This is a genomic window from Amycolatopsis sp. NPDC104587 (assembly GCF_055583645.1).
Genome location: NZ_JBVJNO010000001.1, coordinates 203,524 through 216,280, shown reverse-complemented (window position 1 = coordinate 216,280; position 12,757 = coordinate 203,524). Strand labels below are relative to the sequence as shown.

12 protein-coding genes are annotated in these 12,757 nt (G+C 64.6%); 6 read left to right on the top strand and 6 right to left on the bottom strand.

The window, feature by feature from the left end:
• The first annotated feature begins 144 nt into the window (after positions 1-144).
• Positions 145-618, top strand: coding sequence for a hypothetical protein (locus ACZ61C_RS01085; protein WP_465301486.1), 474 nt, complete (start codon positions 145-147; stop codon positions 616-618).
• 185 nt (positions 619-803) lie between these two features.
• Here the strand turns inward: ACZ61C_RS01085 and ACZ61C_RS01080 are convergent, their stop codons facing one another.
• The 5 genes from ACZ61C_RS01080 to ACZ61C_RS01060 form a co-directional block, all read right to left on the bottom strand.
• Positions 804-4,607, bottom strand: coding sequence for a tetratricopeptide repeat protein (locus ACZ61C_RS01080; protein WP_465301484.1), 3,804 nt, complete (start codon positions 4,605-4,607; stop codon positions 804-806).
• Positions 4,604-5,023, bottom strand: a complete 420-nt coding sequence (locus tag ACZ61C_RS01075; RefSeq protein ID WP_465301482.1) for a hypothetical protein — start codon at positions 5,021-5,023, stop codon at positions 4,604-4,606. The genes ACZ61C_RS01080 and ACZ61C_RS01075 overlap by 4 nt, the downstream gene beginning before the upstream one ends.
• 153 nt (positions 5,024-5,176) lie before the next feature.
• Positions 5,177-5,914, bottom strand: coding sequence for an ETEC_3214 domain-containing protein (locus ACZ61C_RS01070; RefSeq protein WP_465301480.1), 738 nt, complete (start codon positions 5,912-5,914; stop codon positions 5,177-5,179).
• A 36-nt stretch (positions 5,915-5,950) separates the two neighbouring features.
• On the bottom strand, positions 5,951-6,301 hold the full coding sequence (locus ACZ61C_RS01065; RefSeq protein WP_465301478.1) for a hypothetical protein: 351 nt from the start codon (positions 6,299-6,301) through the stop codon (positions 5,951-5,953).
• The gene (locus ACZ61C_RS01060; RefSeq protein WP_465301476.1) at positions 6,298-6,780 is read right to left on the bottom strand and encodes a hypothetical protein; all 483 of its coding nucleotides are present in this window, start codon (positions 6,778-6,780) and stop codon (positions 6,298-6,300) included. The genes ACZ61C_RS01065 and ACZ61C_RS01060 overlap by 4 nt, the downstream gene beginning before the upstream one ends.
• 430 nt (positions 6,781-7,210) lie before the next feature.
• On the opposite strand from ACZ61C_RS01060, the gene ACZ61C_RS01055 reads away from it, so the two are divergent.
• Together ACZ61C_RS01055 and ACZ61C_RS01050 are read left to right on the top strand one after the other, a co-directional pair.
• Entirely contained in the window at positions 7,211-7,513 is a 303-nt protein-coding gene (locus tag ACZ61C_RS01055; protein ID WP_465301474.1) for a hypothetical protein, read from the top strand.
• Positions 7,514-7,539: 26 nt separating this feature from the next.
• Positions 7,540-7,977 carry a type II toxin-antitoxin system VapC family toxin gene (locus tag ACZ61C_RS01050; RefSeq protein WP_465301472.1) on the top strand — a complete coding sequence of 146 codons (438 nt, stop codon included), beginning with the start codon at positions 7,540-7,542 and terminating at the stop codon, positions 7,975-7,977.
• 85 nt (positions 7,978-8,062) lie between these two features.
• Here ACZ61C_RS01050 and ACZ61C_RS01045 read toward each other — a convergent pair whose 3' ends face one another.
• The gene (locus ACZ61C_RS01045; protein ID WP_465301470.1) at positions 8,063-8,929 is read right to left on the bottom strand and encodes an SAM-dependent methyltransferase; all 867 of its coding nucleotides are present in this window, start codon (positions 8,927-8,929) and stop codon (positions 8,063-8,065) included.
• A gap of 1,315 nt (positions 8,930-10,244) precedes the next feature.
• Between ACZ61C_RS01045 and ACZ61C_RS01040 the strand changes: the two genes are divergently transcribed.
• The 3 genes from ACZ61C_RS01040 to ACZ61C_RS01030 all read left to right on the top strand — a co-directional run bounded on the left by ACZ61C_RS01040 (position 10,245) and on the right by ACZ61C_RS01030 (position 12,733).
• Positions 10,245-10,478 (top strand): hypothetical protein, encoded by a 234-nt coding sequence (locus ACZ61C_RS01040; protein ID WP_465301468.1) that lies wholly within the window; start codon positions 10,245-10,247, stop codon positions 10,476-10,478.
• 11 nt (positions 10,479-10,489) lie between these two features.
• Positions 10,490-11,407, top strand: coding sequence for a helix-turn-helix domain-containing protein (locus ACZ61C_RS01035; RefSeq protein ID WP_465301466.1), 918 nt, complete (start codon positions 10,490-10,492; stop codon positions 11,405-11,407).
• Positions 11,408-11,977: 570 nt separating this feature from the next.
• Complete coding sequence (locus ACZ61C_RS01030; RefSeq protein WP_465301464.1) at positions 11,978-12,733, top strand: hypothetical protein; 756 nt, start codon at positions 11,978-11,980, stop codon at positions 12,731-12,733.
• Positions 12,734-12,757 lie beyond the last annotated feature (24 nt).

The window sequence follows — 12,757 nt, the reverse complement described above, 5'->3', positions numbered from 1 at the left end:
GCTCGCCGTGTTTCGGGGGGGGGGGGGTACCCCCCCCCCCCCCCAGGGGCAAACCCCCCCCCCCCCCCCCCCCCCCTCCCCCCCCCTTTTCCCCCCCCCCCCCCCCCCCCCCCCCCCCCCCCACGCCCTGCTACCGTTCAGCACATGACCGTGATCCAGCGGGTTCACCGCACCGTCGCCGTCTATCCCGGCCTGTTCTTTCTCGCCAACACTGAGCCCGCCGGCGCCGAACTCCCCAGCAACCTCGTCGATGGCCTTCTCGCCACCGGCGATATCTGTGCATTCGGACCCAACGGTATCGCGTTCGCCAGCGCCTTCCAGTCCCACATTGTCACCGTCTACATGGAATTCCCCGCCGAACCGTCCACGGCACCCGCACCAGTGAACGAGCCGCTCGTCCAGGCCCGCAGCGGCTCTTTCACCTTCACCGGCACACCGCTGCAGTTCGAGAACCCCGACTACAGGCAGCCCGAGACCCAGCTGACGGTGCCTGTGTCCGGCCGCCGCGACATCGTCGTCGCCCGCCACCTGCTGGTGCCACCCGCCACATTCACACCACCACCCGACGACGCCAATCCCACCGGTCTCGAGCACTGGACGATCACCGTGCTCCCCTGACAAGGGACCATGGACGTTTCGAACGATTCACACATTCTCGCGGCGCCGTATCACGATGAGGCGGACAGCGGCGAACCTGCCCGCGCAATCTCGTTGCACTTCGCGAAACTCGAGCCAGCGCACCCACTCCCGCGTAGTCTGTTTCGCTGACTGTCAGTGATCTCTACATTGACGGCGGCAAAAAGTCACCGGACGGCCGGACTGCCGTTTACGGCCTGCCGGCCACGCTTTCGGATAACACCAACTTCGCGTAGTAGTGCCGCGACCGCGTCGGGGCCCACTTTAAGTAGTAATCTAACCGAGCATTGCCACTCCATGTGCCTCAGGGCAGCCGCAAGAGCCTTGCGTTTGACAGACAGCGTTCCACCTTGCGCCGCTTTCAGCATTGCACTGGCTCGAGTTTCGGGATCGGCGATTTCTTCGGCGATCTTTTCAGCGCTTTCCCAATCACCCAAGTGCGCCGCGACGTCGATAATGTGATCGAGCGCGTCATCCTTACCAGCTGAACTTTCGATTGTCCGTGCTACCAACACGGCCTCGACCAGGCGGCCATCTCCCGCGATTTGGGTGGCGAGCTCGTCGAGAGCTTCCTCTCGCTCTACGGCATTGTTCCTTGAACGCGCGACACGTTCGGCGTGCGACCATTGACCGCGCTCAGCATGAGCCGCAACCAATGACCGAAGGCCCGGAATTCGCTCTCGCCATTCGGACATGGCGACAATGATCGCCTCAGCTCGTTCGAGGTCACCTGCCTCCGCAGCACCCCTGGAAACTCTCCCCAGGACGATACCGATTCGTCCAGGAATTGAAATGCGATTAGCGAGACGAACGGCCCGATCAGAGTGGCCAGTTCGTGACCACGCTTCGGCTACCGCTTCCAGTCCCTCTGCCTGAGCCCATCGGTCGCTTAACGATAGCGCAAGCGCTTCAACACGAATAAGCACCTCGTGCGCCCGCCGGACTTGTCCGCGAGAATTGAGTCCTACCGCCAGGTACGCTAATGCGTCAATTTTAGAACGGGACGACAAGTACGAATCAGCAATAAACTCAGCATTGTCCCACTCGGAAGCATCGACCATATGATAACTGATGTTATACAAGATAACATCACGCTCATCCAGGTCCGAAAGTAAGCGCGCAGCCACTACAGCCTCGTTGAAAGATTTTTTTGCGAGTGCCACGTCGCCTGCAGTCGAGGCCACTCTAGCGACCGCGATCAACCCACGTACCCTGCCTGATTCCACGTGGATCGATCGAGCAAACTCGGCCGCGCGAGTAATACTTACCGCGTCCCCCCAAAGAGATACTAAGTATTGAAGCTCTGTTGGATACCATTCCCGGCCGTCGCCGACTATCCGAGCTATCGATTCAAGCCGAGAAAGATCACCGCTTTCGACAAACGCACGAAGTACTGGAGCGAGCATTGACAGTCCACAATGCTCGTCCATCATGACGCGAACGACCTCATCCGCTTTCTGGTACTCACCGCCTTCAACCAGCGCATAGCCCAGCCGAGACCGCACGCCGTTGCGCGTGGAAATTTCCGGAATTGACTCGATTACCTCTTCCGCCCACTGGAATTCGCCGGCTTCGACTAGGTTCTTGGCGAATATGCCGAGTGCAAAATCGTAGCTAACGAGGTCAACGAATGGGCGGCTGATGTGCTCGGCTTGCGTAATTAGCTCGATGGCGCGGGGAAGGTCTCCTGTCGCGGCAACCGTACGGGCGGCCCTGATCAAAGCGTCAGCGTCACCAGCATCTGCGGGTGCGGCAAGGTCATGAGGACGACGAGTACCGCCTAGGGCAGCCACCGCAACATCGATGGCCAAGAACGCGGCAAATCGGGCAAATGACCCATTGATTTTGTCGGCCCTTCGTTCGGCGTGCTCGAGGAACTCTTCGGCTCTGCCGACATCTCCGGCCGCGGAGGTCACGGACGCCATCTTCAGCAGCCTTTGCACAGAGCTGTCAATCGCAACGTAGGCACTGTCGGGTAATGCAGCTGCGCGAGCGACCAGGGCGGTTGCACGCCGAGGCTCCTTTGCGAACGCAGCTGCATCTGCGATCCGCAGGAGTTCGTCGATCAGCTCACTGTCGAAGCGCAGGTCCTGGGCGGCCTTCTCGGCGCTGTCGAGCAGCTTATTGACGCGTCCACTTTGATTGTCAGCTGCCGCGGCCCGTGCCGCTGCCACCAGCGCACGAACTCGCTCAGACGGAACGTCGATGATGCGCGCGAGCTCTTCGGCCCGATCGGCGTCCCCGAGTTCGCCGACGCACTCAGCAAGCAGCGCGAGCGCAGTAGCTCGCGCTTCACGGTCAGCGATAGATCGTGCATGCGACTCGGCTATGTCGGTGTCACCGAGGGAGAGCGCGGCCTCGGTCAGGTGAAGCTGCATCCAGGGACGGGCATGCAAGTCTGTGGCGCACCGAACGATCGTTTCCGCATTGCTTCGGATCTCCTGAGCCAGCTGACGTTGTCCCTGCGCCGCCAGCACTTCCACCATCTTGACCATGGCTGTCAGCTGACGACTCGGCTCGTTGATCGATGCTAGGATCTTTTCGGCGTGGCCGATTTGGCCCACCTGTGCCCAAGCGGCCGGAAGTTCTACGGGGATCAGGCTGATGCGGCCGGCGAGGCGGTCGCGGTGTACGGCCAATCGAACCAGAGCGGTGAGGTCTCCGTGGGCGGCCGCGATATCCATCACTGTGGCGATTTCTGCCATTGCGGATGAATCACCGCCCGACAGTACGAACAGCCGTTCCTGGCGGTCGAGGTCGGTGGCGAGGTCGATCATTCTTGCAACATCGAGCTGGTCTTCCAGCAGGCGAAAATAGCCACGTAGGAGGTACTCCGGTGTTTGCTCTGGCCACCTCAAGTTCCGGTACCGGTCCGCGAACATATGCAATCGATCGCGGTAATCGGCAAGACATTGCTCACCAAGCATCCTCTGCGCCGTCAGCTGCAGTTCTTCGTGGCCGAGGAGGTGCACCTGGGGGCCGTCGGCGACAAAGTGGCTGTTACGTGTGGAGAAGCTGCGACCAGTGACGGCACGCAGCCGGCGATCGACCTGCCACGGCGTCTGCCCGGTGAGTTCAGCGATGTCCGATGGTGACAAGCCGCCGATCGCCGCGGTGACCAGTCCGAGAATGTCTCGTTCTGCAGCGCTGCCCTCGAGCAGGTGCTCGAGTTCACGTTCCATGTCAGCTTTGATGGCCAGTGCGTAGGGCGACGGCTCCAGGTTTATGACGATGTTTGGATCCTGCAGCGGATGATCAGGAGCGACGTCGGAGGGAACGGGCGGGTTTGGTCGTCCGGACACGATCACGCGCATTCCGGCGGGCAATCTCTTGGGTAGGAGCCCGGCGATGCTGTATGCGTTCGGGCCTGCGCACACTCCTCGGTCCTCGTCGAGACCGTCCACCAGCAGGACGAACTGTTCGCCCCGGTCCCGGCAGGCCTCGGCTGCGTCGTGGAGCAGGCGACGCAGGTGGCCGTCGCGGTTCGACTCGGTCAAGTAGGTGGGCCACGGTTCGCCCAGCAAGGCCAGCAGCTGCTCCATCACGTTCTCGATGAACGCGTTTCGGTCGCTCTGTGCCGCTAGCCGCGCGGTGATGAAGAACGACACGATTCGCACTTGGGGCGGGGGGTGTAGCACGAACCACGCCATGAGCGCGGTTTTTCCCGACCACGGACCAGCTCGCCACCAGCAGTAGCGTGCGCTGGTCGCGTCGGAGCCGCAGAAGTCTCGCAGCTCCTGGAGTTCCGGGTCGCGCCCGTGCAACCGGTGTGGCGCGATCTGCTGGACTTGCAGGGCGTATTGAGTGCGGACGGGGACACCGGTTCGGAGGTTGATCTCCCCGATCTGAACGTTGATCGCGCGATCTCCGGTGGAAACGATCCCGCTGGAATCGCGGCCCACCACCGCGTTGCGGTCGCTCTTCGGGACGGTAGGCGGCCCGAAGAGATCGGGCTGCTCGTCGGGACTCATCGGCGTTGGATGTTGACCGCGCCGTCACCAGTCGATGCGATCCCGGAGATGTCTCCGCCGGCAGAGATCGCCCGATCGCCGGTGGTGACGACGCCACCGGCCCCAGCTTGCCGTGCCCGCGCCACGGCCTGGTTGAGCTGCGCGGCGAACTCGGCATCGTCGGTGACTGCGTCGTCGAGGGCCAGCTGGACGCGCTTGCGGGTTCGCTCGCCAGCTTCGCCGGTCTCGCCCGCCTCAGCTTCGAGTCGCGCCAGGGCGGGATCGGCGCCCAGCTTCGACTTGATGAGGTCGTGCAGGCGGTCGAGGGCGAGGTCGATGGAGTCGTCGGCGATCTCATCGGCCTTTTTCGCGGCCCGGCTGAGCTTGCGTGCTGCCCATGCGACCAAGAAGCCGACCGCCACTTCGACACCGGTCATGTCCGCACCTCCCCAGGTTGAGGGTCCAACGTGGATGTCACTATTCATACATCGGCACGAGCGGTCGAGCGTAACAACTCACCGTCCCCCGACGCAGCTGTCGCCTGAAGGCCGTGCGGCTGCCAGCATCATCGAGCTCGACGTCACTCACGATCATTCAGGGATGTGGTCGACTTCGCCGCGGTCGATCCCCCAGGAGTGCCCGGTCGCCAGTGCATCGAGCGGGGCACCCTGGTTCAGCACGGTGAGGGTGTTGACGCGGGTGCCGGCGCGGAACTCGCCGATCCAGCCACCGCGAGGACTATCAGGCAGCTGCCCATCCAACGCAGGAAGAGCGAGAGTGCCTGCGGCGAACTCGTGACGGCCGTCCACGTATTGGAAATCTCCGCCGGCGACATCGTTGTAGGAGAGAAGAAAGGTCTGGTAGTAGCCGGGATTCCCGAAGTAGAACGCCTCGGTATAGCCGATCCGGTTGGCTCCGATGATGAGCCGCCTGCCGTCGGCGGAATCGGTCATCGACGCGAAGGATCCTTGCGCCAGGTCGATCTTCAACAAGCCTGCTGTCAGGCGATCAGTGTCGAAGCGGAAGTTCGGATCGCGCACTGAGATGGAGAAGGCGTCGATGGGCCCGTGCTCACCAGCGGCAGTCACGGTGACGACGACGTGCACATTGCGATACACCCTATACAGCCGTCCGGGCGCGGCGTCTCGGAGCGCGCCGGTGCGCAGTGGTGCGCCGAGTGCGTTGTCGAGGTAGTCCAAAGGCCGGCCACAAGCGAGCTTGTTCAGGGCATCCCTCAGGAGCAGTTTGCGAGCTCCCCAGGGCACGACACGCCGCTTGACGCTGACTGCGATCACGCTGCCTGCAACGAGCGCGCTGGGGATGCCCACCAGCCAAGGTTCGAGTGACAAGGGCGGTCTCGTCGGCTATTCGGTCTCTTTGGGGTGCTGGAGACTGGCGTACTGGATCCAGACGGTGTGGCTCTCCTCGTCGAGGAGATACCAGATTCGGCCACTGCCGGTCACTTCGATCTGCCACTGCGGCAGCACTCGGCCGCGGTGCGCACCGTTGGCCAGCGGCCCTTTGAGGCGGTGATGGCGAGTGTCGGGGTCTCGGCCTGGTGCAGTGCGCATGAGGTCGTACGCGCGGCGAGCATTGGTCGTCGCCGCGCGTACGAGCTCATCCCAGCTCGCAGCCGCATCTTTCGTGCCGAACCGGACGTCCCACTCGTCGCCGACGGGCGGAGGAGCGACGCGTTCGTCTTTCTTCGGGCTCACTCGTCGCCAGGCTCCGGCACTGCCCCGAAATCGTCGCCGTCCTGGGTGAGGATCTTCGCCAGTTCAGGGTCGGCGTGGATCTCGGCGGTGCTGCGCCAGGCAGCGACCAGGTTGGCCAGCGGCGCCGGGTTGCCCAGCGATTCGGATCTCTCGGTGACATCGATGAGTTCGAGCAGGAAGGTCTGCACCTCCTCTTTGGCGAGGTAGCGAACCCACGGGAACGCGGCCGGCAAGACTTCGAGCAACGCTCGCGCGCCAGCATCCTGCTTCATCAGTTCGATGAAGATGCGAGCGGTTGCAGAGGCAGCTTCAGTCGTCTGGGCAGCGCGATCGGCGGTAACGAGGACCAGGTCTTGCTGGTCTCGCTCACGGCGTCGGATCCGCACAGCGCGAGAGGCGGAGTGCTCAAGCTTGTGCACGACCCCCTTGGCGTCGCGCTGCAGATCGGAGAAGTTGACCTCCGGTGCGGTCATGTTCATTCCTCAAGACTAGTTCTGAATTAGTTCTGCGTCCAGCGTTGTCCAACGTGACTCAACTTGCAGTCGACCACAATGTGATGTCAGTCACTCTCCTTGCTGCTGGACTGGCCGCTCTCGGTGGCTGCTCTCCGCGTAGGCCGGGCCGACTCGTGGCTACATCCGTGCTTGCGTGGCCGGTCGTCGAACTGACAGCAGCCACAGGCAATCGGCCGCGCCGCGGACAGGACAGGACAGGACAGGCGCCATACGGTGCCATGACATGCCGGCCAGCGTGCCTGCAGACTGGCAGCCGCGGCGATTCGGGCCTGGTGAGACGCCGATGTGCACCGTGCCCGGAAGTGCAGGTGCGACGTTCAGCCGGGTCATTCACCCTCTAATGACGTGATCGATAAGCCCTTCTGGAAGCGAGGACGGCCTGTAACATGGCCTCATGAGCGGCCAGCAGCCAGAGCCCGACACGTCGACCGGTGCAGCCGGCCGGTCGCAGGCTGCCGCCATCGGACTGCGCAAGCCGCAGGGCGCCTGGGTTGCGAGGAGCGCAACCAGCGGCAGATTCGTGAGGACCTCGAAGGCTGCTCGTTCGCAGGTCACGGAGACGTCGAAATCTTCACGCGGGAAGAAGCCTGAGGAGACGAAGCCGTATCCACTCCCGTCGTTTCTGGGGATGTTCGATCTGCCGGCCGACGCCTCGGAGCGAGTCAAGGCCGAGGTCCGCGGTCGGGACGACACCTGAGTGCGGTGACGAGGTCATAGGACGCGATGGCACGTCCAATCGTCGTGGACACCGGGCCACTCGTCGCGATGGCCAACGCCAAGGACAGCCATCACGCGGCTGTGCGGGCGTGGCTCGAGTCAGCTCTGACACGTGACCTCCTGGTTCCGTCTCTGGTGCTGACCGAGGTGTGTCAATACATCGAGAAGCATCTCGGCGGCGATGCTGAAGCGTCGTTCGTCGAGATGTTGATGCAGTCTCCCCAGTTTCGGATCTACGACCCGATGGTGGACGACTACAAACGGATGGTGGTGTTGATGCGGCAGTATTCGGACTGGCCCCTCGGCGTCGCCGACGCCGCTGTCGTGGCCACTGCTGAGCGGCTGAAGACAGTCGAAATCGCCACGGTGGACCGACGGCACTTCGAACACATTCGCCCGGTCCATGTCGCCTACTTCACGATCTACCCCGCCCTCGGACGGTAGACGTCTCAGCAGGCATCGGCGGTTCAGCAGATGCGTTCAGCACTGCAAGCAGTGGTGCAGAGCGGCCCGGCAACCGGCCGAGAGGTCAACCCCGGCTAGTGACGCCAGCCCACATGTACGGCCGGGCGTCTTGTTGCGCGGCGTCCAGGCGCATCCCGGGGACGGGACGCCAGTCCGGGGGATGGACGATGCCAGGGGCAAGCAGATCCCATTCCGGGCTGTCCAGCCAGCCGGCGACAGTGCCGCGGTCGCGCAGCCACATCGGGTTGCTGGTGTTGCGGTAGCTGTCGACGACCGTCTGGATGTTGCCAGCTCCAGGCTCGGGCGCCGCGTCGTTGCAGGCATGGGTCAGCGCAAGCCAGCTGCCCGGCGCCGCGATCCGGCGGTAGGCATCCAGAATGCCGCGCGGGTCGTCGCCGTCGCCGACGAAGTGCAGGACAGCGATGAACAGGAAGCAGACCGGCTGATCGAGCTTGATTAGCCGCTGGGCATCAGGATGGGCGAAGATCGCGTCGGGATCACGCAGATCCTGCTGGACCAGGGCAGCCCAGTGGGTAACCTCGTCTTCGTCGAGGATCTGCCGCCCCTGGCTCGCGGCGACGGGTTCGTAGTCGACGTAGACGACGCGGGCGCGGGTCTTGCGTCGCCGGCGGCGGACAATGTCGTGAATGTTGCCGACCGTGGGAACACCGGTGCCGAGGTCGACGAACTGCCGAACACCGGCGTCAAGGGCCGCACTCACCACCCGCCGCAGGAACGCACGGTTGTGCCGGGCGACCTGCTTGACCTGCGGCCAAGTCGCGACGGCGCGTTCACCGAACTCCCGGTCGACAGCCCAGTTGCGGGTCCCGCCGAGATACCAGTCATACATCCGTGCGGCGCTGGGTTTGGTCAGGTCGACATCGGCGTCGAGGCGTTGCTGCGGGGCCCGTTCCTCCGAGTGTTCGCCCACGGTGCTGTACTCCCCTTCCGCGCCTACCGGTCAAACCGTGCATCGAGCGTAGCGATCCTGAGGCCGCGGACACGGCCGCCGCCGGAGTGATGCCGCGCCACGTTCAGATACTCATCCGACACATTCTGCCGTCGAACGGTCGCCACTCTGCGTTGAGCGGTCGACGCCGTAGCCGCTCGTACGGTCATCTTCCGCGCCGCATTCATCACCTCAGAGTTGCCTGCGCACACTCAAAGCAACACTTTCGGACCACAATAACACCGTTTCGGATTAATCGAAGATGTCAACTTTTTGCCCTTTTGGCTTCCGATCACGGGTTCTCCACCGCGCATACACGTGCTTATGAACGACGCCGTTCATACCAGTTTTCCCAGGATATGCGTTCGCTTAGCAACGGCAAGCGCTGTTCACCCGGGCAGGTCGCCGACAGTGGAGGCGGACCCGTCCGGCGCACAATATGAACATCCGGCAGGATTATCAGCGTCACACGGTCTGGTGAGTTGACCACCGGACACGGAACAGACAAGGATCAGCGAAGACTCGTCAGAGTTACACGCACATGAAAGCGCGGCCCCCTGCTGCAACAGGGAGCCGCGCGTGCGTCCGAAGCACCCACGCGGACCGAGGGGTACGAACGTGAGAACTCTACTACCCAGTACAAGATCGACAAGGCCGCTGGCATCACGACGCCGCGCAGGCAAGACACAAGCGAGCGCAATCGCGACCGCGAACAGATCCGCCGGCCTCTCGATCGCCGCGGCATCCCGCCTGCTCGAGTAGACGCTCGCACACGGGAGGCCGCGTGCCATGGGACGAGCCGCAGCGTCGTTGCGGCTGGGCTCCCTGGTGCGGCCAAGCGCCAACCTGGCCGCACCAGCCCCGACACGCGCCCGCCCCAACGGGCCGCTTTCCGCTGGCCGAGTGTCGTCGGCTTCCCCGGCACACCGATCATCCCGGACCCGTTCAGCCTGTCAACTCATCGAGTGGGATGGGATAACCGCAGGAAGACAGCTCGTTGTCAGGCTGTGATGACCATGGCCCGGACGTGGCCATTCCACGCGTCGAGACGTCGCCGTAGCCATGCCGTGCTCAACGCGTGATGTGACCCACGGCACCACGAATGGGACGGGGTGGGACCTGGGATGCCCTTCCGCAGTCGCACCCCGCAGGCACACTGGCCGAGATCGGTAACCAACCGTCGTTAGTTGATCACGTGGCGCCAACCACGCAACGACGGTGCTGACCGGTCGACTCCCCGCTCACCGTTGTTGCGCATCCCGCTTTCCGCGCGGCACAACCCGAAAGGGCTCGACCCATGCATCACCTGGGGCAGCGATTTCCCGGTGCGACCTGTACTCCCGGACAGTGGCCGCGGCTGGCGACGCTCGTCGTCGTAGTCGTCGTGCTGATCGTGCTCGTCCGCAGCGGCTACACCCCCGACATCGCGCTGCGGGCCCTGGCCGGCGCCTGCGCGATCGCGGCCGCCAGCGCGGCCCACCTTCCGGCCCGACTCGGCCGCCGCACCTCACCGGCCCGCCGCATCAGCTGAGGACCACCTCCATGAACGACCCAGACCCCACCGCAGCCATGATCGGCGCTGCCGACATCCCGCTGCGTCAGCTGCTCGAGCAGTTCTGGACCCACGCCAGCCGCCCGACCGCGGAGCAGATGGCCGCCAAACACAACCTGCCGCTGCAGCCGCTTGCCCGCTTCCTCAGCTCCATTGACGCCCCCGACCTCGAGGAAACCACGGCGATGGCCCGCGCAGTCGTACCGCGCGCCTGGCAAGACATGGTGATCCGGCGCTGGCACGAAGCCGACAGTCAACCGCGCAACGACCGGGTGCTACCGCTCCCGCGCCGGTCCGCGGCGTCCGACGCCACCACCGCCATCGGCACCGCGATGGCGGCCCGAACACACCGCGAGTTCGGCGAGGCACTCGAACTGCTCAAGACAGAACACGACCTCACCTACGAGCAGATCGCCAAAAACTCCGGTCACGTCCTGTCGAAGTCCGCAGCGCATCGCTTCGCCACCCATGGACGCGTCCCCAAGCGAGAGTTGCTCGAGGCGTTCGTTCGCGCCTGCGGCGTTCACGGCCTCGACCTGGACCTGTGGCTGACAGCGTGGCGCTCGGTCAACCAGAACAGCGACGACCTGATCGAGGACATCGCCGAGACGCGGCTGGCTGAGCCAGCCACGGCATCTCCATCCGCGACCCCGGCACCGACTCCGCAGCCCTCGGCAGATACGGCATCCCGCTTGCGGCTGATCGGCATGCTGGCCGCCACGACGATGGCCGGGTCCGCTGCCGCGACGGCCAAGCTGTGCCGATCAGTCACGGCACAAAGGTGGGTGCTGCTCGTCGGCCTCGGTACCGCCGGCGCCGCGTTGCTCCTGCTGATCGCCGAGCTCCACCAGCACCTGACCCCGTCCCGGTGCACCGAACCGGGCTGTCCCAGCTCCGCACCCCACTGACCCGCGCCACCCCGACCGCGCGGGTGGAGCAGGTCCATATGCCGGCTCCACCCGCCTCGACCACGCCTGCTCAGAAAGCGATGCCGTGCTCCTCCACGATGACCTCACCGCATCTCCCGGCCCTCAGCCCGCCGACGGCCCAGCGCTCACATCAGCAGCCTCCGGTCCACCGTCCATCATGCGCCCGGCTACCCGAGTCCTACGCCGCCTCGATGGCTTCAACCCCGCCGCCCGCGCCGGCGCAGTCATCGTGCTGCTCTTCGGCGGCATAGCTCTCGTATCCCAGCTCGTCGCTGTCCACGCCACCACCGCCGGCTGGACCGTCGGCGGTGCGCTAATCCTCCCGCTCATCGCCCTGATCACCTCCGGCGTCCGGACCTCCTCAGCTCAGGCACCGGATCTGCCTCACGCCCGCCCCGCGCCGTAACAGCGACCACCCCCGTCTGCGACCTATGCAGAACCAACACAGCGCCACCACGACACCCCGAATACCGCACCCATGCATCGAGCGACGCCCCCGCCGGCGCGAGTCACTGCGCACCACTGCCTTCCCGCCCATATGGAGACTCCGTGACCAACAGACTCGCCGTCGCCGGCTTCATCGTCGCCGTCTTGGCACTGATCGCCACCTGCTTGCAGATAGCACAGAACGCACGAACATGGCCCTTCGCCGGCCCTTCCTGGCTCTGGATCATCGCGGGCGGCCTTGCGGCCGCCGCCGGATTCATATGGATCATCGCCCTGAAGCTGCGCAACGCACCGATATCCCCGCTGACCCTGTCCGCCGGTTACGCGTTAACCGTGCTCGGCGTCGCCGTCGGCACGTTCGCCGCCACCACCGCGACTCAGCCCGATGAGGGCACACCCTCAGCTGCCAGGATCGACTCCGTCCGCGACGACGAACTGATCGAGGACCCGATCGCCCTCAGCGGCCCTATCACCGCTCCCGTCGCGCCCGGCGAGACCTTCTGGCTCTACGTCGCCAACCTCCCCGATAACGGCAAACAGCCCAGCACCTTCTACCTGCAACCCGGTCCATGCGACATCCTCGACGGCGGAAGGACGTGGCGCTGCGCGGATATCGCCCTGGCCCACATCGGAAAGCGGAAAATTGCCTTCTACCTTCTCAGCGCCACCGGGGACCGGGCACGCGTCCTCGGCCAGTCACTGATCACCGGCAGCAGCTTCGACGAGCACACCCGGCTTGTCGACAAATACCGACTCCCCGAGCCAGGCGCCGGACGCGACCCTCGCAACAGCAGCACCCTCCCCGGCGGCAACAACCTCCGGCAACTCGACTTCGTCACCGTCACCCTCGCGCGATAGCCACGCCCAGTGCAGCCGCATCCC

Excerpts from the sequence above, each read along its gene's own strand:
- ACZ61C_RS01085 (WP_465301486.1), top strand. The coding sequence starts at position 145 with ATGACCGTGATCCAGCGGGTTCACCGCACCGTCGCCGTCTATCCCGGC.
- ACZ61C_RS01080 (WP_465301484.1), bottom strand. The coding sequence starts at position 4,607 with ATGAGTCCCGACGAGCAGCCCGATCTCTTCGGGCCGCCTACCGTCCCG.
- ACZ61C_RS01075 (WP_465301482.1), bottom strand. The coding sequence starts at position 5,023 with ATGACCGGTGTCGAAGTGGCGGTCGGCTTCTTGGTCGCATGGGCAGCA.
- ACZ61C_RS01060 (WP_465301476.1), bottom strand. The coding sequence starts at position 6,780 with ATGAACATGACCGCACCGGAGGTCAACTTCTCCGATCTGCAGCGCGAC.
- ACZ61C_RS01055 (WP_465301474.1), top strand. The coding sequence starts at position 7,211 with ATGAGCGGCCAGCAGCCAGAGCCCGACACGTCGACCGGTGCAGCCGGC.
- ACZ61C_RS01050 (WP_465301472.1), top strand. The coding sequence starts at position 7,540 with ATGGCACGTCCAATCGTCGTGGACACCGGGCCACTCGTCGCGATGGCC.
- ACZ61C_RS01040 (WP_465301468.1), top strand. The coding sequence starts at position 10,245 with ATGCATCACCTGGGGCAGCGATTTCCCGGTGCGACCTGTACTCCCGGA.
- ACZ61C_RS01035 (WP_465301466.1), top strand. The coding sequence starts at position 10,490 with ATGAACGACCCAGACCCCACCGCAGCCATGATCGGCGCTGCCGACATC.